Annotated in this window: 17 protein-coding genes; 10 read left to right on the plus strand and 7 right to left on the minus strand. The window is 70.9% G+C overall.

Annotated elements, in window-relative coordinates; translation table 11 throughout:
* Positions 1-455 (plus strand): hypothetical protein (locus JNK30_RS20275; RefSeq protein ID WP_293485124.1); only part of this gene is annotated, 455 nt, incomplete at its 5' end.
* Here JNK30_RS20275 and JNK30_RS20280 read toward each other — a convergent pair.
* Complete coding sequence (locus JNK30_RS20280) at positions 357-1919, minus strand: lytic transglycosylase domain-containing protein (RefSeq protein ID WP_293485125.1); 1563 nt, start codon at positions 1917-1919, stop codon at positions 357-359. The genes JNK30_RS20275 and JNK30_RS20280 overlap by 99 nt on opposite strands.
* 251 nt (positions 1920-2170) lie before the next feature.
* On the minus strand, positions 2171-2998 hold the full coding sequence (locus JNK30_RS20285) for a uracil-DNA glycosylase (RefSeq protein WP_293485127.1): 828 nt from the start codon (positions 2996-2998) through the stop codon (positions 2171-2173).
* Positions 2999-3087: 89 nt separating this feature from the next.
* On the opposite strand from JNK30_RS20285, the gene JNK30_RS20290 reads away from it, so the two are divergent.
* The 4 genes from JNK30_RS20290 (at position 3088) to JNK30_RS20305 (ending at position 8879) form a co-directional block, all read left to right on the plus strand.
* On the plus strand, positions 3088-4482 hold the full coding sequence (locus JNK30_RS20290; RefSeq protein ID WP_293485129.1) for a M48 family metalloprotease: 1395 nt from the start codon (positions 3088-3090) through the stop codon (positions 4480-4482).
* A 95-nt stretch (positions 4483-4577) separates the two neighbouring features.
* The gene (locus JNK30_RS20295; RefSeq protein WP_293485131.1) at positions 4578-6236 is read left to right on the plus strand and encodes an electron transfer flavoprotein-ubiquinone oxidoreductase; all 1659 of its coding nucleotides are present in this window, start codon (positions 4578-4580) and stop codon (positions 6234-6236) included.
* An 80-nt stretch (positions 6237-6316) separates the two neighbouring features.
* A complete protein-coding gene (locus JNK30_RS20300) occupies positions 6317-8002 on the plus strand; it encodes a tetratricopeptide repeat protein (protein WP_293485133.1) in 1686 nt (561 codons plus the stop codon).
* Positions 8003-8006: 4 nt separating this feature from the next.
* Positions 8007-8879, plus strand: coding sequence for a 4-(cytidine 5'-diphospho)-2-C-methyl-D-erythritol kinase (locus JNK30_RS20305; RefSeq protein WP_293485135.1), 873 nt, complete (start codon positions 8007-8009; stop codon positions 8877-8879).
* Positions 8880-8906: 27 nt separating this feature from the next.
* Here the strand turns inward: JNK30_RS20305 and JNK30_RS20310 are convergent, their stop codons facing one another.
* The 4 genes from JNK30_RS20310 to JNK30_RS20325 form a co-directional block, all read right to left on the minus strand.
* Positions 8907-9398 carry a type II toxin-antitoxin system HicB family antitoxin gene (locus JNK30_RS20310; RefSeq protein ID WP_293485137.1) on the minus strand — a complete coding sequence of 164 codons (492 nt, stop codon included), beginning with the start codon at positions 9396-9398 and terminating at the stop codon, positions 8907-8909.
* 30 nt (positions 9399-9428) lie between these two features.
* The gene (locus JNK30_RS20315) at positions 9429-9617 is read right to left on the minus strand and encodes a type II toxin-antitoxin system HicA family toxin (protein WP_293485139.1); all 189 of its coding nucleotides are present in this window, start codon (positions 9615-9617) and stop codon (positions 9429-9431) included.
* 175 nt (positions 9618-9792) lie between these two features.
* On the minus strand, positions 9793-11349 hold the full coding sequence (locus tag JNK30_RS20320) for an ammonium transporter (protein ID WP_293485141.1): 1557 nt from the start codon (positions 11347-11349) through the stop codon (positions 9793-9795).
* Positions 11350-11369: 20 nt separating this feature from the next.
* Positions 11370-11708, minus strand: coding sequence for a P-II family nitrogen regulator (locus JNK30_RS20325; RefSeq protein WP_293485143.1), 339 nt, complete (start codon positions 11706-11708; stop codon positions 11370-11372).
* 388 nt (positions 11709-12096) lie between these two features.
* On the opposite strand from JNK30_RS20325, the gene JNK30_RS20330 reads away from it, so the two are divergent.
* The 5 genes from JNK30_RS20330 (at position 12097) to ppdK (ending at position 19170) form a co-directional block, all read left to right on the plus strand.
* Positions 12097-12702, plus strand: coding sequence for a fasciclin domain-containing protein (locus tag JNK30_RS20330; protein ID WP_293485145.1), 606 nt, complete (start codon positions 12097-12099; stop codon positions 12700-12702).
* Positions 12703-12813: 111 nt separating this feature from the next.
* Positions 12814-13233 (plus strand): hypothetical protein, encoded by a 420-nt coding sequence (locus JNK30_RS20335; protein ID WP_293485147.1) that lies wholly within the window; start codon positions 12814-12816, stop codon positions 13231-13233.
* Positions 13234-13330: 97 nt separating this feature from the next.
* Positions 13331-14215: a glycine--tRNA ligase subunit alpha gene (locus JNK30_RS20340; protein ID WP_293485149.1), complete on the plus strand. Its 885-nt coding sequence runs from the start codon at positions 13331-13333 to the stop codon at positions 14213-14215.
* Positions 14216-14448: 233 nt separating this feature from the next.
* Entirely contained in the window at positions 14449-16458 is a 2010-nt protein-coding gene (gene glyS / locus JNK30_RS20345; protein ID WP_293485151.1) for a glycine--tRNA ligase subunit beta, read from the plus strand.
* Between the two features lie 18 nt (positions 16459-16476).
* Positions 16477-19170, plus strand: a complete 2694-nt coding sequence (gene ppdK / locus JNK30_RS20350; RefSeq protein ID WP_293485153.1) for a pyruvate, phosphate dikinase — start codon at positions 16477-16479, stop codon at positions 19168-19170.
* Positions 19171-19176: 6 nt separating this feature from the next.
* Here the strand turns inward: ppdK and JNK30_RS20355 are convergent.
* The coding region (locus JNK30_RS20355) for a hypothetical protein (RefSeq protein WP_293485155.1) at positions 19177-20864 on the minus strand (1688 nt) is incomplete at its 5' end.

The following is a 20864-nucleotide window of genomic DNA, read 5'->3' on the forward strand; positions in this document are numbered from 1 at the left end:
CCATGCTCAGCGTGATCATCGACGCGCGGCGCGACGCCGACCGCCTGCCGGCGCTGCTGACCCAGCTGACGGCCGGGGCGGTGGACGGGCTGGTGCGCCAGGTGGCGATCGTGGCGTCGCCGGGACAGGCCGGCATCGACGCCCTGTGCGAGGACATGGGGGCCGACGCTCACCCCGGCATCGCGGCGGCCGCGCGGGCGGCGCGCCAGGCGCAGGTGCTGCTGCTGCCGGCCGGCTTCCGGCTGCGGGACGGCTGGATCGCGGCGCTGGACGCGCATGTGGCCGCCGGGGGCGCGGACGCCTTGGTGGCGGGGTTGAAGGACGGCGGCCTGCTGAGCCGCACGCCCACCGCGCTGCTAGTCGAGCGAGGCCTTCTCCAGCAGCTCGCTGATGGCGTCGACCTGGCGGACGTCCGTCGCGTGCTGCGGCTGAGGGGCGGGCGGCGGATAGGCTAGGTCCATGCGCACGTCGATGCGCTGGGCGCCGCCGGCGAGGGCGTCGAGGGTCTTGGGTTCCTCGCCGAACATCCGCTTGTAGGTCCAGTAGCCGGCGACGACCTTCTCGACGTAGTTGCGCGTCTCGAGCGCCGGCAGGCACTCCACCATCAGGAACGGGTCCTGGTCGCCGACCTTCTGGACCGTCTTCAGCACGGCCCCCGGCCCGGCGTTGTAGGCGGCGACCATCTTCAGCAGGTCGGGCCCGACGCCACGGTCCATCAGGTAGGCGAGGTAGTCCTGGCCGACCCGCAGGTTGGTGGCGGGATCGAGGAGGGTGCGCGGCTTGCGCTGGTAGGTCTTGTCGCCGGTGGCGAGCGCCGCCGAGCCAGGCAGCAGCTGCATCAGGCCCAGCGCGCCGGCGTGGCTGCGCGCCGCCGGGTTGAACGCGCTTTCCTGGCGCACGATCGCATAGACCAGCGCGCGGTCCATGGTGAAGCCGTCCTTCGGCGCCAGCGGCGGGGCCTGGTAGTCGTAGAGGTTCAGGTACTGCGGCTTCTGCGATCCCGATCCGGGCGGCGCCAGCTGGGCCAGCAGCGACGACCAGGTGTTGCGCTCGTCGGTCGTGCGGGCGAGGGCGAGGCCGGCGCGCAGCTCCTGGCGGGCCTCCTCGGCGCGGCCGAGCTGGGCCAGGGCGGCGGCGCGGTGCGCGCGCGGATTGGCCTCGAGGAAGCGGCTGAGCCGGGCGCCCGCGAGGGGCTCGCTGGGCGCGCTGCGGTAGCTGGCGAGCATGAGCTGGCCGGTGGGCGCCTCGGCCTGAAGGCTGCGGACCTGGCGCTCGGCGATCATGCCGTAGAAGGTCTGCGGCGCCTGGGCGGCCATCCGCAGGAAGCCGTGGGCGGCGCGGACATCGCCCTGCGCCTGCGCGGACCGGGCGGCCCAGAAGGCGGCGGCGGAGCGCTGCCAGGGATCCTCGGCCTCGTCGCGGGCGACCTGGACGAAGTAGTCCTGCGCCTGGGCGTAGTCGCCGAGGCGCCAGGCCGAAAGGCCGGCGATCCAGCGCTCGCCGACGCTGACCGCGAGCTGGAAGGCCGTGCGGGCGTCGCCGGAATAGAAGGCCTCGCGCGCCGGCCGCGTGATCTCGCTGCGGGCGGTGTCGATCAGCGCGACCTCGGGCGTGGGCGGGTTCGGGGCCTCGGCCGGCTTGCGCTTCGCCGCCAGCGAGAAGACCCGGTCGGCGAGCGGGAGGTCGCGGAAGCGCGCCAGCCAGCCCGACAGCTCCTCGAACGAGGCCTTGTGAGCCGTGGGGTGCATGAGCGCGCGGAACGAAATGTAGCCCGCGAGCGATTTGTCCTTGATCTCGGCGGCCGTCAGCTCGGCGCCGACGAAGTCGCCCTGGTCCACGGCCTCGAAGGCGGCCGCGTAGGCGCGGGCGTCGGATTCGGAGAGGGCCTTCGGCGATTCGGCGGCCGCTACGCTGGCCATCGAGACTCCGGCGACGAGGGACAATACCCCGACGCGCAGGCGCTGTTTTAGCGTCATGCCGCCTTATCCGCGCACCACGACTAACGCGAGGTTGAGCGCGAACCCCTTATTTTCCACTGTCCCAGCGGCAAAGGCTAAGGCGAGCCTGCCGGGGGATCAAGCTCGCGATTGCCGCAGACTTCGCCCGCGGCCGCCGCCGCCGGGACGTTATCCACAGTCTTTAGAAGGTCTTGGCTGCCGACGATCCGGGGTCAGCCCTCGCGGCCCGGCCGGTCCAGGCGCTCGCTCAGGGTCAGCAGGTCCTGCCACGCGCGCTTCTTCGCGCCCGGCTGGCGCAGCAGGAACGCGGGGTGCAGCGTGGGCAGCGCGGGCAGGGCGGCGGCGCCGTCCGTGGACGTCCATTCGAACCAGCGTCCGCGAAGGGCCAGGATGCCCTCCTCGCGCTTCAGGAGCGACTTGGCCGAGGCGCCGCCCACGAGCAGCAGCATCCGGGGCTGCGCCAGCGCGATCAGCCGCTCCAGGAAGGGGGCGCAGACCGCCTGTTCGGCGGGGGTCGGGGTGCGGTTGCCCGGCGGCCGCCAGAACACGGTGTTGGTGATGAGGACCCGCCCCTCGAGCCCCGCGGCGGCCAGCATCTTGTCCAGAAGACGCCCCGCGCGTCCCACGAAGGGTTCGCCCCGCGCGTCCTCCTCCGCGCCCGGACCTTCGCCGATCACCATCAGCGGCGCGCCCGGGGTCCCACGGTAGACCACCGCCTGGGTGGCCGCGCCTTCGGTTCGCAAGGAGCAGCCCTCGAACGCGGCGATCGCGGCGACGAGCTGGCCGATGTCGCCCGCGGCCGCGGCGGCGGCCTGGGCCTGGGCGATCGCGCCCGAGATGTCGGCCTGGAGCGCGGCGCGCGGGCCGGGCTGGGGCGCCAGGGCCAACGCCGGCGCGGGTCGGGGCGGCGGCGCGACGCGGCCGGCCTCGATGCGGTCGAAGGGCTCGTCCAGCATCATCGCGTCGACGCCCGCGTCGGCCCAGAAGGCGAGCAGGCTCTCGGCGAGCTGCGCGGGCGTGGCGTCGGCGGCGGCCGGCATGGGCGTGGGTTCACTCCGGCGTGAGGCTGGTCCACTCTTGGCGCGAAGCACCGGGCTTGTCAGCCCGCTATTCCGCGGGGGAGGGGCGCATGAGGAGACGCGTGGCGATCATGGCCGCGGCCGTGGCGCTGGCGGGGCTGCCTGCGGCGGCGCAGCCGGCCCGGGAGCACACCGAACTCGTGGCGCAGCTCGGCGGCGTCTACACGGGCCCGCAGGCCCAGTACGTCTCGCGCGTGGGCCAGCGGATGGCGGCGGCGGCGGGGATCCGGCAGCGGTGTTCCTTCACGCTCCTCGACAGCGAGGTGGTGAACGCCTTCACGGCGCCGCCCGGCTGCTATGTCTATGTGACGCGGGGCCTCCTCTCGATCATGAACTCCGAGGCCGAGCTGGCGGCGGTGCTGGGTCACGAACTGGGCCACGTGACCGCGCAGCATGCGCAGCGGCAGCGCAACGCCGAGGCGCTGTCGGGCCTGGCCGCCTCGCTCATCGGGGCGGCGACCAAGTCGAACCTCGCCGGCCGGGTGGCCAGCGGCGTGGCGAAGCTGGGCGCGCTCAGCTACTCGCGCAACCAGGAATACGAGGCCGACTCCCTGGCGCTGCGCTACCTGCCGCAGGCCGGCTACGCCCCCGACGGCCTGACCGGCGTGCTCGCCGATCTGCAGCGCGAGGACGCGTACTCGGCGCGGGCGAGGGGCGCGGGCGGCGAAGTCCCGGTCTGGGCGCGCACCCATCCGCTGACGGGCGACCGGATCGCCCGCGTCCAGGCGGCGGCGGCGGGCATTCCGCGGGAAGGGCTGCGCCTGGAGGAGACGCCGTTCCTGCTGGCCATCGACGGCATGTCCTACGACGCCGACCCCGTGCAGGGCCTGGTGCGCGGCGGCGCGTACATCCATCCCGGGCTGCGGATCCGCTTCGACGCGCCGCGCGGCTTCGCCGTGGCGAACGCGCCCGAGGCGGTGCGCGTCACGGGCCCCGAGGGGCTGCTCGCCGAGTTTTCGGGCGGGACGGCCACCTCGCGCCAGCTCGCCGGCTATGCGGAGAACGTGCTGCGGGCGGTGATCCGCCAGGGGCGCCACGAAATGGGCCTGCCGGAGCGCGTCACCATCAACGGTGTCGAGGCGGCGCAGGTGCAGGCGCGCGCGTTCTCGGGCGGCCGGCCGGTGGACCTGATCGCGGTGGCCTACAACCTGGGCGGCGACGAGACCTACCACTTCGTCGCCATGGCGCCGGCCGGCCGGCTGGACAGCTTCCGCCCCATGTTCGGCTCGTTCCGGCGGCTCAGCGAGCGGGAGGCGGGGGCGGCGGCGGGCCGGCGGATCGCGGTGGTGACGGTGCGCGCCGGGGACACGGCGGAATCGCTGGCGGCCCGCATGGCGGCGGACACCGACCGCCTGGAGCTGTTCCGGATGCTGAACGGCCTCGCGCCCGGAGAGGCGGTGCGCCCGGGCCGCCAGGTCAAGCTGGTGGTCGACGGGCCGCGCTAGCGCGCGCCTTCCCGCTTGACCGGCGCGGCGTGACGTCCTGATAAGACCCCCACGGCGTCGGACGGGGGCCGTGACGCGAGCTTGAGAGGACGACGATGAGCGAAGCCATCCAACGGGAAGCGATGGAGTACGACGTCGTCGTCGTCGGCGCCGGCCCCTCGGGCTTGGCCGCCGCGATCCGCCTGAAGCAGCTCAACGCCGACCTGACGGTCGCGGTGATCGAGAAGGGGGCCGAGGTGGGCGCCCACATCCTCTCGGGCGCGGTGATCGATCCCAAGGGCCTGAGCGAGCTGATCCCCGACTGGAAGGCCAAGGGCGCGCCGCTCGAGACCCCCGTCACGGCGGACAAGTTCGTGGTCCTGGGCCCGCAGGGCAGCCTGGATCTGCCGGTTTGGGCCATGCCGCCCTTCATGAACAACCACGGCAACTACATCGCCTCGCTGGGCAACGTCTGCCGCTGGCTGGCGGGGCAGGCCGAGGAGCTGGGCGTCGAGATCTATCCGGGCATGGCGGCCTCGGCGCCCGTGTTCGAGGGCGATCGGGTGGTGGGCGTGGTCGCCGGCGAGTTCGGCCTGGGCAAGGACGGGCAGCCCGGGCCCAGCTACGAGCCCGGCATGGAGCTGCGCGGCAAGTACGTCTTCATCGGCGAGGGCGTGCGCGGGTCGCTGGCCAAGGTGCTGAAGGCCAGGTACGGCCTCGGCAAGAACGCCAACCCCGAGAAGTACGGCATCGGCATCAAGGAGCTGTGGCAGGTTCCCGACGCGGTGTTCCAGCCCGGCCTGGCGATCCACACCCTGGGCTGGCCGCTGGACGACAAGACCGGCGGCGGCAGCTTCATGTACCACTTCGGGGACAACTACGTGGCCACGGGCTTCGTGGTGCACCTGAACTACAAGAACCCCTGGCTGTCGCCGTTCGACGAGTTCCAGCGCTGGAAGCACCACCCGGATGTGGCCAAGCATCTGGAAGGCGGCAAGCGCATCGCCTACGGCGCCCGCGCCATTTCCGAGGGCGGCCTCCAGTCGATTCCCCAGCTGTACTTCCCGGGCGGCGTGCTGCTCGGAGACAGCGCCGGCTTCGTGAACGTGCCGCGGATCAAGGGCAGTCACAACGCGATCAAGAGCGGCATCATGGCCGCCGAGGCCGCCGCCGCCGCCATCGCCGCCGGCCGGGCGGGCGACGAGCTGGTCGAGTACAAGCAGGCCTTCGACGCCTCGTGGGTGAAGAAGGAGCTGAACGTCGTCCGCAACGCCAAGCCGATGCTGTCGAAGTTCGGCACGATGCTGGGGACGGCCTTCGCGGGCTTCGACATGTGGACCACCCACCTGCTGGGCGGCCTGTCCCTGTTCGGCACCCTCAAGCACGACAAGAGCGACGCGGAGTCCACGGGCAAGGCGTCGGACTACAAGCCGATCGTCTATCCGAAGCCGGACGGCGTGCTCTCGTTCGACAAGCTGTCGAGCGTGTTCCTGTCGGCGACGAACCACGACGAGAGCCAGCCGGCCCACCTGCGGCTCCGCGACCCGTCGGTCCCGATCGACGTGAACCTGCCGAAGTACGGCGAGCCCGCGCGCCTCTACTGCCCGGCGGGCGTCTACGAGGTGCTCTACGACGAGGCCGGGAACAACCCGAAGTTCCAGATCAACTTCCAGAACTGCGTCCACTGCAAGACCTGCGATATCAAGGATCCGTCGCAGAACATCGACTGGACGACGCCGCAGGGCGGGGACGGGCCGAACTACCCCAACATGTAGGCCGGCGGGCGGCCATGTGGCCGCCCTGTGACCTCTGGGCGCTTGCGGAGCCGCCTCCGCGCGCCCATGACTAGCATCTGATGCGTCGCTTCCTCCTCGCCGTCTGCGCGCCCGCGGCCCTGCTGTGCGCCTGCGCCACCGTCCCGTCCGCTGACCTGGAGCCGGCCGCGCCGGCCGCCGCCGACAGCGCCTATGGCATGTTCCTGGCCGGCAACGCCGCGCTCGCCGAAGGGCGCAGCGCCGAGGCCGCCCGCTTCCTGGAGCTGGCCCGCGGCGAGAGCGGCGACAACGCCACCGTCGCCGAGCGCGCCTTCACCGCCGCGCTGATGGCCGGCGACGTCCAGAAGGCGGCGCTCATGGCCCCTGTGGGCCCCGACGCCGGCGAGCCGGGCAAGCGGCTGGGCCGTCTCGTCAAGGTCGTGGCCGCGCTGGCGGACGGCAAGGGCAAGGTCGCCAGGGCCGAACTGGCGAGCGACGGCATCGGCTTCCCGCACCGGGGCGCCGCCGCGCTGCTGGGCCCCTGGGTGTCGGCCGCCGCCGGGGACGTGGAAGGCTCGTTCGTGCGGCCCCAGCTGCGGGGCGACGGGGCGGTGGACTACTTCGGCCAGATCGGCCAGGCCCACCTCTTCGAACGCGCCCGCCGCTACGACGAGGCCGAGACCAACTTCAAGGCCGTGACCAAGGGCGACAGCCCCAGCGAGATCTCCGTGCTGGCGTACGGCGCGTTCCTGGAGCGCCGCGGCCGCCGGCCCGAGGCGCTGGCCTACTACGATGGGGCCCTGCGCCGGAATCCGATGAGCCTGGCGCTGAAGGCCGCGCGTGCGAGGGCCGCGTCGGGCAAGGGCGCACCGGCGGCCCCGAGCATCCGTGAGGGCGCCGCCTTCGCGCTGCTCGCGCCCGCCGCCACCATGATCAGCGCGCGGCAGGAGGCCACGGCGCTGGCCTACATCCGCCTGTCGCTGGCGCTCGACCCTAGCCGCAACGACGCCTGGCTGATGCTGGGCGACCTCATGCAGCAGGCGGGGGATGTCGAGGGCGCGCGGACCGCCTACCTGAAGCCGAAGCCCGGGGCGCCGGAGTTCGCGGCGGCGCAGGCCAAGCTGGCCTGGAGCTACCAGGCCGCGGGCGACAAGGAAGGCGCCCTGCGCATGGCCCGCGCCTCGGCGGCCACCGGCGACCGCGAGGGCCGGCTGACCCTGTCCGACCTCCTGCGGGCCAACGAGAAGTACGACGAGGCGATCGGCATCCTGAACGGGCTCATCGCCGAGTCGAAGGATCCGGAATGGACCCTCTACTACGCCCGCGGCCAGGCGCTGGAGCGCTCGGGCCGCTGGAAGGAGGCCGAGGCCGACCTGCAGCAGGCGCTCAAGATGCGGCCGGACGAGGCCGAGCTGCTGAACTACCTGGGCTACGCCTGGATCGACCGCGGCGAACGGCTCCAGGAAGCCATGGGCATGGTCGAGAAGGCCGTGGCGGCCAACCCCCGTTCGGGCGCCATCATCGACTCCCTGGGCTGGGCCCACTACCGGCTCGGCAACTACAAGAAGGCCGTCGAGCTGCTGGAACAGGCCGTGGAGATCGAGGCCGGCGATCCCGAGATCAACAACCACCTGGGCGACGCCTACTGGATGGTGGGGCGCAAGGACGAGGCGGGCTTCCAGTGGCGGCGCGTCCTGACCCTGAAGCCCGACGACAAGATCAAGGCGGACGCCGAGAAGAAGCTGGCCGAGGGCCTGGGGCCGCCGCGGCTGGTGGCGGGCCAGTAGGGCCGTGCCCGAGGCGCTCGCGCCCGCCAAGGTCAATCTGTTCCTTCACGTGGGCGCGCCTGCGGCGGACGGCTACCACCCGCTCTGCAGCCTGATGGTGTTCGCGGACTTCGGCGACGTGGTCGGCGCGCGGCCGGGCGAGGGCGCCCTGATCGTCCGCGGCCCCTTCGCGAGGGGCGTGGGGCCCGAGCGGGACAACCTGGTGTTCCGCGCCGTTCGCGCCTTCGTGGCCGAGCTGGGCCGTGAGATGGGCGAACTCACCTTCACCCTGGAGAAGAACCTCCCGGTGGCCAGCGGCCTGGGCGGTGGATCTTCGGATGCGGGGGCCGCGCTGCGCCTGATCCGGGACGTCTATGCGCCGGGCTTCGACGACGCGCGGCTCGAGCGGGTGGCGGCCGCCCTGGGCGCCGACGGCCCCGCCTGCCTCTGGGCGCGGCCGGTGATCGCCGAAGGCCGGGGCGAGAAGCTCGCCACTGCCCCCGGGCTTCCGGTGCTGAACGCCGTGCTGGTCAATCCCCGGGTCCCGGTCTCGACGCCCGCCGTCTACCGCGCCCTCGACGCCGGCGGCGCGTTCGGCGACGTGACGCGGCCGCCGATGCCCGACGCCTTCGAGGACGCCGCCGAGCTGGCGGCCTGGCTCGCGACCCAGCGCAACGACCTGGAGGGGCCGGCCGTGGCCGTCGCGCCGGAGGTAGGGGCGGTCCTGGACACCCTGCGGGACGAGCCGGAGGCGTTGCTGGCGCGCGTGTCGGGCTCGGGCGGGACATGCTTCGCCCTCTGCGCCGACGACATCGCGGCCGAGACGCTGGCCGAACGCATCGAGGCCCTGGCGCCCGACTGGTGGGTGAAGCGCTGCCGGCTCGGCGGGCCCTGGTAGCCCTCGCCTGGGCGGCAAGAACCGCACCTATTCTTGAAGGATAGGCGGATGCTCGACCCAACCCTCCGTGTCCGCGTCGCCCGGGAAGTGGCTGGCGCCGCCCTTGCTGGGTTCGCCCATGTAGTGGCGCGCGGCGAGCGCAATGAACTCAGAGCGGTTCACACCACGCCTTCTGGCATGCCGGTCCATTCGATCAAGCAGCCCCTTGTTCAGGTACACGTTCACCCGCTCGGCTGCTTCGGGAGCTTTAACCTCCACGCCCACGTACACCGTAGGCTCGCGCCGCTCGACGTAGGCTTCCGCAAGTCTTCGCGCGACAGCTTTGAGATCTGAGGGTGACGGAATCTCCAGTCCTTCCTCAGCCATCCCCTCCAGGTGTAAAGACAGTGCCTCGCGGGCATTCTCTAGGGCCTGGGTCTGATCCGCACCCCAACTGATGCAGCCCTCCAGGTCGGGGAACGACACGCCGTAGCCGTCGTCTGTCGCCTCCAAGAACGCGATGTAAGTCACCTTCGCCATCCGACCCTCCATGCTCGGACCGCCTCTGCGTCAGCGGAGGCTTACGCCACTCTGTCGTTCGATACTGCGAAGGGTCCCAATAGGTAGGTCTCCGCCATGAACCGAGATGGTCACGAGGCCGGACTTGGTCGGGTGGCGGAACTGCTTGTGCGAGCCGCGCTGGCGCACCTCGTACCACCCGTCCGCCTCTATGGCCCGGATAACCTCTCGGCTGTTCATGTGTGTGTTCTAGAACACAATCACAAGTCCGACAACGAGACTTGTGTGTTTCAAACACACACGAACGTCGGCTCCCCTGCGTGTCCCTTCTGCCCGAACGAAAACGGGGGCTCCGAAGAGCCCCCGTTCCCGTTGCGGCGCCTGGTCAGCCGACGCCGCGATCACTGTCCGCGACCTAGCTGTGGTAGGCGCGCTCGCCGTGCTCGACGATGTCGAGGCCTTCCTCTTCAGCTTCGGGCGAAGACCGCAGCCCGAGCGTGAACTTGATCAGGAAGAAGACGATCGCGCTGGCGACGGCCGACCAGACGACGGCCAGGGCCACGGCCTTGACCTGAGCCATGATCTGCACGCCCGCGTCGTAGCCGACGCTGCCGTTGGTGAAGTCCACCACCCCGGCGCCGCCCATGGCCGGGTTGACCAGGATGCCGGTGGCGAGGGCGCCGACGATGCCGCCGATCGCGTGGATGCCGAAGGCGTCCAGGCTGTCGTCGTACTTCAGCGCGTTCTTCACCACCGAGCAGAAGATCACGCAGATCGGCGAGACCACGAGGCCCAGGATGATCGAGCCCACGGGGCCGGCGAAGCCCGCCGCCGGGGTGACCGCCACGAGACCCGCGATGAGGCCCGAGGCCAGGCCCAGCATCGAGGCCTTCTTGCGGGTGAACCACTCCACCATGGCCCAGGAGAAGCCCGCCGCGGCGGTGGCCAGGAGGGTGTTGATCATCGCCAGGCCCGCGTAGCCGTTGGCTTCCAGGTTGGAGCCGGCGTTGAAGCCGAACCAGCCCACCCACAGGAGGCCCGCGCCCACCAGGGTCAGGGTCAGCGAGTGCGGGGGCATCGGCTCAGAACGGTAGCCCTTGCGCGGCCCGAGGATCAGGGCGCCCACGAGGGCGGCGATGCCCGCGTTGATGTGCACAACGGTGCCGCCCGCGAAGTCGAGGGCGCCGAAGGCCCAGATCTGGCCCGCGCCGGCGACCAGCTCCTCGGCGGTCTTGCCGAAGGCCGAGGTCGCGCCGGCCCACCACCAGGTCATGTGCGCCATCGGGTAGTACGAGAGCAGCGGCCACAGGAGGGCGAAGACCACCACGGCGCCGAACTTCATCCGCTCGGCCACGCCGCCCAGCACGAGGGCGGCGGTGATGCAGGCGAAGGTCATCTGGAAGCAGACGAACACCACCTCGGGGATCACCACGTCCTTCGAGAAGGTCTCGACGTTCGTGAAGGCCGCGTCGGCGTTGTAGACGGCGCCGTTCAGGAACAGCTTCGAGAAGCCGCCCACGAACTTGTTGAGCCCGCCGCCGTCGGTGAAGGCCAGGCTGTAGCCCCAGAAGGCCCAGGCCATCATGCCGATCACGGTCACGATCGAGACCTGCATCAGCATGGACAGCATGTTCTTCTGCCGGCAGAGGCCGCCGTAGAAGAGGGCGAGGCCCGGCAGGATCATCAGCAGCACCAGGACGGTCGAGACGAGCATCCAGGTGGTGTCGCCCTTGTCGGGCGTCGGCGCGGGAGCGGCCTCGGCGGCCGGAGCCGCCTCAGCGGCCGCCGGAGCGGCGGCTTCCGCGGCCGGCGCCGCGGCCTCGGCGGCGGGGGCCGGCGCAGCTTCCGCGGCGGGCGCGGCGGCGGCGGGGGCCGGCGCTTCCTGCGCCAGGGCAGGCGCGGCCAACGGGGCGCCTGCCATCACGGCGGCGAGGGCGAGCCCTGCCAGCCGCGTTTTTCCGAAGAATTTCATCAGCATATCCCCTTGTTCCCCTAGAGCGCAGCCGCGCCGGTCTCGCCCGTCCGGATGCGCACGGCTTCCTGGACGTCGAGCACGAAGACCTTGCCGTCACCGATCTTGCCGGTGGCGGCTGCGGCCTTGATGGCCTCCACCGCCTTGCCCGCCTGTGCGTCGTCGACGACGCACTCCAGCTTCACCTTGGGCAGGAAGTTGATCTGGTACTCCGCCCCCCGATAGATCTCGGTCTGGCCCTTCTGACGGCCGTATCCCTTGACCTCCGAGACCGTCAGACCCTCCACGCCGGCCGCGACGAGCGCTTCGCGCACGTCGTCCAGCTTGAACGGTTTGACGATCGCCATGATGAGTTTCATCCGCTCGCACTCCGCGTCCGGCCCTCCAGGCGGGCCCGCCCCTATCGATCGTTCGAAGACCGCCGCGCTGTTTCTTTCCCCTCGCAGCGGTCGGGCAGACGCTATGTCGGGGGGCAGCGAGCCCGAGCGCGGGCACTGCGGCGGTTCCGCAAGAAGCCGAGGTGCGCCCAATTTCCGGGCGCCGCCCAGGCGAGGCGCCGCGAAAATGCGCATCCTGACCCCACGGGAGCGGCTCCGCGGCGCTTGACCTGCCCGGAACTCGTCGTAAATCCGGCGCTTTCCTTGCCTAGTCTCGCCAGGACCGCGGGACTGAAGTCACCGACGACCTACCCGCGCAGCCATCCGCGGCCTCGCCGAAGAGGCCGCCGCAGCCTCGAAGGAATCCAGTATGACCCGCGTGTTCCTCGCCGCCGCCGTCGCCGCCCTGGCCGTGACGCCGCTCGCCGTCCAGGCCCAGACCCCGGAAGCCGCGGCGCCCGCCGCGTCGGCGCCGTCCGCCACGGCCGCCAAGCCCGTGGCCGTGAACGGCGACCTCGTGGACACCCTGAAGCTCAACGGCCAGTTCACGATCTTCACCAAGGGGCTGACCGACACGAACCTCGCCGGCCTGCTGAAGACGAACGGCAACCTGACGGTGTTCGCGCCGACCGACGCGGCGTTCCAGGCGCTGCCCGCGGCCGACCTCGCCAAGCTGCAGTCGGACAAGGCGGCGATGCAGCGCTTCATCCTGCACCACATCGTCAACGCGCCGGTGGGCTCGGACAAGATCAAGGGCGCCAAGGGGCCGATCCCGTCGGGGGCGGGCGACACCATCCTGCTCGACGGCAGCGACGAGGCCGGCGCCCTCAAGGTCGACGGGGCCACGATCGTGCAGGCCGACGTGAAGACGGGCAGCGGCCTGCTGCACGTGGTCGACAAGGTCCTGGTCGCGGGGCAGGGCGGGACCGCGGAAGCGCCGACCGCCGCCGCCCCGGCCGCGGCCCCGGGCCAGTAGATTGCGGAAAACCTGCGGCTCGGGCGGGAACCAACCCCCGCCTGAGCCGTAGAGCGTCGGCACATCGAGGTAGGGGCGCAGATATCGCGCCACAAACCTGGAGTTCTGACGATGAAGCTCGCTTATTTCGCCACCGCCGCCGCCGCCTTCGCCCTCGCCGGCGGGGCCGCGTCCGCCCAGCAGACCGAGATGCCCAAGGCTCCGACTCCCGGGTCGGTGACGGGCGACTGGAACGGCCCGCACGCGCCGTCGGACGACAAGCAGTACACCGAGAAGGTCACCGTGCCCGTGGGCGCGCCGGCGCCTGCGAGCGGGACGACCGACGTCACCGCCGCGCCGGCGGCCGAGGCCGAGCCCGCCGCCGATCTGGCCGCGGCGCCCGCCGCCACGACCACGGCCACGGACACCTCGGCCACCTTCACCAACATGACCGTGACGAACGGGCCCGTGCCGGACACCCGGGAGAACCGTGCGAAGTACGGCGCGCCCATGTCGCGGGCCGGCAAGATGACCGCGCCGCGGGGCAACTGAGCCCTGCAAACGGAGCCCGCTTGCGCGGGTTGAAGCCAAGGTCGGCGGGCCCTATGGTCCGCCGACTTTTTTTGCGCCTGCGAACAAGCTTTCCCCGATGCCCGACAATCCGCTCTCGTTTCAGGGCCTGATCCTGAAGCTCCATGACTATTGGAGCCGGCAGGGCTGCGCGATCCTGCAGCCGTACGACGTCGAGGTCGGGGCCGGCACGCTGTCGCCCATGACCGTGCTGCGCACGCTGGGGCCGAAGCCCTGGAAGGTGGCCTATGTCCAGCCGTCGCGGCGGCCGGCCGACGGGCGCTACGGCGAGAACCCCAACCGCCTGCACCAGCACCACCAGTACCAGGTGATCCTGAAGCCGAACCCCGAGAACCTGCAGGAGCTCTACCTCGGCTGCCTGGAGGCGATCGGGATCGACCCGATGCTCCACGACATCCGCTTCGTCGAGGACGACTGGGAGAACCCCACCGTGGGCGCCTGGGGTCTGGGCTGGGAGGTCTGGTGCGACGGCATGGAGATCACCCAGTACACCTACTTCCAGCAGGTGGGCGGGCTCGACGTCTTCCCGGTGGCCGGCGAGCTGACCATCGGCCTGGAGCGGCTGTCGCTCTATCTGCAGGACAAGGAAAACGTCTACGACCTCGCCTTCAACGACGAGTTCACCTACGGCGACATCTACCTGGCCAACGAGCAGCAGTTCTCGGCCTTCGAGCTGGAAGCCGCCGACGTCGAGACCTGCAAGCGCCAGTTCGAGGACATGGAGCGCGAGGTTCCGCGCATCCTCGCCAGCCGTGGGCGGCAGGGCCAGCCCCTGGCGCTGCCGGCCTATGACCACGTGCTGAAAGCCAGCCACCTCTTCAACATCATGGACGCCCGCGGCGCGATCGCGGTGGCCGAGCGGCAGAGCTACATCGGCCGCATCCGCGACCTCTGCAAGATGTGCGCGGAAGCCTGGGTCGAGAGCCAGGGCGGGAACGCGTGATGGCCGTTCCGATCCCGACCTTCCCTTCCCACGCCGTGGGAAGGGGGGACCGCTCGCCGAGCGGAGCGAAGAGCGAGTGGTGGGAAGGGCAGGGGGCGCGCACGGAGCCCAGGGCGCCTGGCCTGACTGCCGCGACGGCCGCTTTCCCTCTCCACCCCCCGCTCTTCCCCCGGCGCAAGGCCGGGGTCGGCGGGCGGTCCCCCTCTCCCGCTTTGCGGGAAAGGATGTAACCGATGCCCCAGCTGCTTCTCGAACTGCTCTCCGAAGAGATCCCCGCGCGCATGCAGGCGGGCGCGGCGCGCGACCTGGAGCGTCTCGTGCGCGAGAAACTCGCCGCCGAGGGCCTGCTGCCCGAGGCCCTGAAGACGTTCGCCGGATCGCGGCGCCTGACGCTGGTGGCCGAGGGCTTGCCCGAGGCGCAGAAGGACCGCTCGGAGGAGCTGAAGGGCCCGCGCACCAGCGCGCCCGAGCAGGCGCTCGAGGGCTTCCTGCGCAAGACGGGGCTTTCGAAGTCCGACCTCGTGGAGAAGGACGGCGTCTGGTTCGCGACGCTCAGCCGGAAGGGCCGGCCGACCGCCGAGATCCTGGCCGAGATCATCCCGGCCGTGGTGCGCGAGTTCCCGTGGCCGAAGTCGATGGTGTCGGGGGTGTCGCGCCTGCGCTGGGTGCGTCCGTTGCGGCGCATCCTGTGCGTGTTCGACGGGCAGGTGGCGCCCTTCGACATCGAGGGGATCGCGAGCGGCGACGTCACGGAGGGCCACCGCTTCATGGGCTCGGGCCAGCCGTTCACGGCCCGCGACTTCGACGCCTACGCCGAGAAGCTGGAGAAGCACTTCGTCGTCCTCGACCCGGAGGAGCGCAAGCAGCGCATCCTGGCCGACGCCAAGACCCTGTGCGCCGCGCGGAACCTGGAGCTGGTGGAGGACGCCGGGCTGCTGGACGAGGTCGCGGGCCTTGTGGAGTGGCCGGTCCCGGTGCTGGGCGACATGGACCCCGCGTTCCTGGACCTGCCGCCCGAGGTGATCCGCACGTCCATGCGGGTGCACCAGCGCTACTTCGCGGTGCGCAACCCGGCGACGGGCAAGCTCGCGCCGCACTTCCTGGCGGTGGCCAACATCGCGGCCAAGGACGGCGGCGTGATCATCGCCCGCGGCAACGCCAAGGTGCTGGCCGCCCGCCTGTCGGACGCCCGATTCTTCTGGAACGAGGACCGCAAGGTCAGGCTCGAGGACCGGCTGGAGAAGCTGAAGGGCGTCACCTTCCACGCCAAGCTGGGCTCGATGTACGACCGGGTGCAGCGGATCGTGGCCCTGGCCGAGACGCTGGCGCCGCACGTGGGCGGCGGCGACGCGGTCCGGTCGAAGGCCGTGCAGGCGGCGAGCCTCAGCAAGGCCGACCTGGTGAGCGGCGTCGTGGGCGAGTTCCCCGAGCTGCAGGGCGTGATGGGCGGGTACTACGCGCAAGGCGAAGGGCTCGATCCCGACGTCGTCGAGGCGATCCGTGCGCACTACAAGCCGCAGGGCCCCAGCGACGACGTCCCGGCGGCCCCCGTCGCGGCGACGGTCGCGCTCGCGGACAAGCTGGACACGCTGGTCAGCTTCTTCGGCATCGGTGAGAAGCCCACGGGCTCGCGCGACCCGTTCGCGCTGCGCCGCGCCGCGCTGGGCGTCATCCGCATCGTGCTCGCCAACCGGATCCGGCTGCCGTTGCGGACCATCTGCTCCGCCGACCTCCTGGCCTTCTTCGCCGAGCGCCTGAAGGTGCAGCTGCGGGACGAAGGGCGGCGGCATGACCTGGTGGACGCCGTCTTCGCGCTGGGCGACGACGATCTCGTGCGCATCGTGGCGCGGGTGCAGGCGCTGGGCGCGTTCCTCGCCACCGAGGACGGCAGGAACCTGCTGGCCGGCTACAAGCGCGCGGTGAACATCCTGCGCGCCGAGGAGAAGAAGGGGCCGCTGCCCACCGGTGACGCGCGCCGGATCCAGGGCGCGCCGGCCGAGGAGCTGGCGCTCGTGGACGCCGTCGTCGCCCTCGAGGCGCGCCTGTCGGCGGCGCTCGCCGCGGAGGACTTCGAGGCCGCGATGCGCCTGCTGGCCGGGCTGCGCGGGCCGGTCGACGCGTTCTTCGACCAGGTGTTAGTGAATTCCGACGATCCTGCGGAACGGGAAAACCGCCTTCGCCTCTTGGCGAAGGTCAAGGACGCCATGGGACAGGTGGCGGACTTCTCGCAGATCACGGGCTAGACGAGGACGGGTGACGCTATGGCCGATGCGACGGTGAAGACGCGGTGGGTCTATGCCTTCGGCGGCGGGTCGGCGGACGGCGACGCCTCGATGAAGAACCTGCTGGGCGGCAAGGGCGCGAACCTGGCCGAGATGAGCGCCCTGGGCCTGCCGGTCCCGCCCGGCTTCACCATCACGACCGAGGCCTGCAACCGGTACTACGACGACGACAAGACCTATCCGCCCGGCCTGAAGGACCAGGTGGCCGAGGGGCTGCGGCAGGTGGAGAAGATCACCGGCAAGGCCTTCGGCGATCCGAAGAACCCGCTGCTGGTTTCGGTGCGCTCGGGCGCCCGCGCCTCGATGCCCGGCATGATGGACACGGTGCTGAACCTCGGCCTCAACGACGAGACGGTCGAGGGCCTGGCGAAGCTGTCCGGCGACCGGCGCTTCGCCTTCGATTCCTATCGCCGCTTCATCCAGATGTACTCGAACGTGGTGCTCGACCTCGACCATCACATGTTCGAGGAGATCCTCGACGACCATAAGGACCGCCTGGACATCCACGTGGACACGGGCCTGTCCGCCGAGGACTGGGAGGAGGTCGTCGCCGACTACAAGCGCGCCGTCGAGGACGAGCGCGGCGAGCCCTTCCCGCAGGACCCGGTCGAGCAGCTCTGGGGCGCGATCGGCGCCGTGTTCGCGAGCTGGATGAACGACCGCGCCAAGTTCTACCGCCGCATGCACGACATCCCGGAGAGCTGGGGCACGGCGGTGAACATCCAGTCGATGGTGTTCGGCAACATGGGGGAGGGGTCGGCCACCGGCGTCGCCTTCACCCGCAACCCGTCCACCGGCGAGAACCGCCTCTACGGCGAGTTCCTGATCAACGCCCAGGGCGAGGACGTGGTCGCCGGGATCCGCACCCCGCAGCCGCTGACCAAGGTGGCCCGCGAGGAGATGGGCGAGAAGAACCCGTCGATGGAAGAGGCGATGCCCGAGGTGTTCGCCCAGTTCCGCGACGTGGTGGGCAAGCTCGAGCGCCACTACCGCGACATGCAGGACATCGAGTTCACGGTCGAACAGGGCCGGCTCTACATGCTGCAGACGCGCAACGGGAAGCGGACCGCCAAGGCCGCCCTGAAGGTGGCGGTGGACATGGCCAGCGAGGGCCTGATCGACAAGACCGAGGCCGTCATGCGCGTCGAGCCCGGCAGCCTCGACCAGCTCCTGCACCCCACGATCGACCCGTCGAGCCCGCGCGACGTGGTGGCCACGGGCCTGCCGGCCAGCCCCGGCGCGGCCACGGGCAAGGTGGTCTTCACGGCCGAGGAGGCCGAGAAGCTGGGCGGCCTGGGCGAGGCGGTCATCCTGGTGCGCGAGGAGACCTCGCCCGAGGACATCCGCGGCATGGACGCCGCCAGGGGCATCGTCACCGCCCGCGGCGGCATGACCAGCCACGCCGCCGTGGTGGCCCGCGGCATGGGCCGTCCCTGCGTCTCGGGCGCGGGCGAGATCCACATCGACGGCCGGGCCGGCGAGTTCCACGCCCGCGGCAAGACCGTGCGCGCCTACGACGTCATCACCATCGACGGCTCGACGGGCGAAGTGCTGCTGGGCGCGGTGAAGATGATCGAGCCCGAGCTCTCGGGCGACTTCGGCACGCTGATGGGCTGGGCCGACGAGGTGCGCCGCCTGAAGGTCCGCGCCAACGCCGAGACCGGCCTGGACGCCCGCACGGCCCGGCAGTTCGGCGCCGAGGGCATCGGCCTCTGCCGCACCGAGCATATGTTCTTCGACCCGGCGCGCGTCGCCGCCGTGCGCGAGATGATCCTGGCCGACGACGCGGCCGGCCGGAAGCAGGCGCTGGACAAGATCCTGCCCATGCAGCGCAAGGACTTCGTCGAGCTGTTCAAGATCATGGAGGGCCTGCCGGTCACCATCCGCCTGCTGGACCCGCCGCTGCACGAGTTCCTGCCGCACAACGAGGAGGACGTGCAGGCCGTGGCCGAGGCCACCGGGCTCGATCCGGCCAAGCTGCTGCGCCGGGCGCAGGAGCTGCATGAGGTGAACCCGATGCTGGGCCACCGCGGCTGCCGCCTGGGCGTCTCGTACCCCGAGATCTACGAGATGCAGGTGCGCGCGATCATGGAGGCCGCCTGCGAGGTGGCCGCCGAGGGCCGGCCCGCGCCGATCCCCGAGATCATGCACCCGCTGGTGGCCAAGGGCGAGGAGATGCGCTTCCTGCGCCAGCTCACCGACCGCGTCGCCAAGGCGGTGATCGCCGAGCAGGGCCGCGAGATCGAGTACGTGGTCGGCGCCATGGTCGAGCTGCCGCGGGCCGCCCTTCGCGCCGGCGATCTGGCGCAGAACGCCGAGTTCTTCTCCTTCGGCACCAACGACCTGACCCAGACGACGTTCGGCATCAGCCGCGACGACTCCGGCCGCTTCCTGAACGCCTACATCGAGAAGGGGATCTTCGAGAAGGACCCCTTCGTCAGCCTCGACCAGGAGGGCGTCGGGGACCTCATCGCCATCGCCGCCGAACGGGGCCGCGCCGCCCGGCCGGGCGTCAAGCTGGGCATCTGCGGCGAGCACGGCGGCGACCCCGCGTCGATCCAGTTCTGCGAGAAGATCGGCCTCGACTACGTCAGCTGCTCGCCCTACCGCGTCCCCATCGCCCGGCTGGCGGCCGCCCAGGCGGCCATCGGCGAGCGCGAGAAGGACCGGTAGGCGGCGCTATCCCGCCGGGTTGAAGAAGGCGCGGAAATCCGGGTCGTCAGCCAACGACGCCAGGTCCCTTCGGGCCCGCGGCTTGTCGGGCGGCGGCGACCACATCATGCGGAGGACGGCCCAAAGGCTGGGGCTGGCCTGGACAGCCCTTCGGGCGGCTGTGAGAGCTCCCTGCCGCAGGGCGGCAATCGTCGCGGTCTTTGCCTTGAGGGCTTCGACGTTCCGCGGCTGAGTGGCCTCCAGCGCCTGGCGCTCGGCCACCTCAAGAGCATGTAGACGGCCGAGGAAGGCGGCATGGTCCGCCCAGTGGATGGCGTCCGTCGCCACCGGGGTCAGCTCTTCGGGATCGCCGGGAAGCAAGCCGCGGCGATAGAGCCAGGCGCGGTCTTCCTCGGTCGTGCTTCGCTTCAGAATCCGACGCCAGAGCGACCGGAGCCGGTGGACGTGGAGGTCATCGCTGATGACGCCTACCGAGTGCTGGATAACGTCGACGGTGAGGTTCGCGTTCGCCCCGTCAAAACCGACCTTGGCCTTGAAGGCGGCCGAGGCGTTGGCGAACAGGACCGTGCCTATCGCGAGAACGTAGTCGGAGGGGGCGTTGTCGGCCAGAACGGCGCGCTCGAGGTCGAAGATCGTGCGGATGTTGTGAGCACGCAGGCCTTCAAACGAGCGCCCCCCCACAACGGTGCAGAGCTGCGCCTGAAGCACCCAATCGAAAATCTGCAGAAGGCTGTAGGGGGTGTCGACGCATAGCTCGATCGGGTTCTGCGTGGCGAGGTTCTGCACGTCGTAGATGTTCGACTCCTCCAGCCGAAAACGAATGCCGGAGTCGATCCCGTCGATCACCTCCAGGGGTGCGATCAGCGCCGAGTTCAGGGACGCAAGGTTGACACGCTTCCGGAGGCGAAGCTTGAGCTGATCGGCAATCCAGCTGAGCCCAGCCTCGGGCGCCAGTCCGACCAGGAATGCGGCCCCCAGCCACCAGCCGCTGGCCGCGCTCGCCGAGGCCGCGCCCCCAAGGACGCCGTTGAGGTTGCCGACCAGTTCGACGAGCGCGCGGTAGGCGGTGACGGCCACCACGACACCCAGGAAGAGCTGAAAGGCGGCGCGCAGGAAAGCGATGGCGCCGAGCTCGAAGTTGAGCAGCTGGCGTATCAGGTACTGGGCCGACGTGATGTAGGCGCCGAGGAACGCGAAGGCGGCCACAAGCTGAACCTGACGGGCCCCGACGTCTCCCTGGCCTTCGCCCGCCCAGAACGGCGTATTCGAGAGGAAGGCCAACTGCAGCGGATGCCAGGCGACAGCCGTGCCGCCGGCGAGGCTGTCGGGCGGGACCAGCAACAGGGCGAAGCCCATGAAGCTGAAAGCGCAGAAGAAGATGGCCGTGAACACCAGCGTTCGCGGGTCACGATTGGCGTCAGCGACGAGATTGGCGCCATTGCGCGTACCGCCTTCGCCGCCTCGGCCCGTGGCGTACTTGGTCCGGACGACTTCGAGCTGTGGCCACGACTCCGAACCGCCCTCCGGAAAGAGCGTGGCGGCGATGTCGTTGTAGAGGGCCGCGCGCTGCGTCCGCACGACGTGTCGGGACACGAACAGTGCGAAGGGCAGCGCCAAGGCCAGGAACGCTGCGATCAGGTTCGCGCCAAGCAGCATGTCGAGCCCCCATGGCAAGGCTTGCAGAGTGCCGCCGT

The organism is Phenylobacterium sp., from assembly GCF_016793225.1.
In the GTDB taxonomy this organism is placed as follows: Bacteria; Pseudomonadota; Alphaproteobacteria; order Caulobacterales; family Caulobacteraceae; genus Phenylobacterium.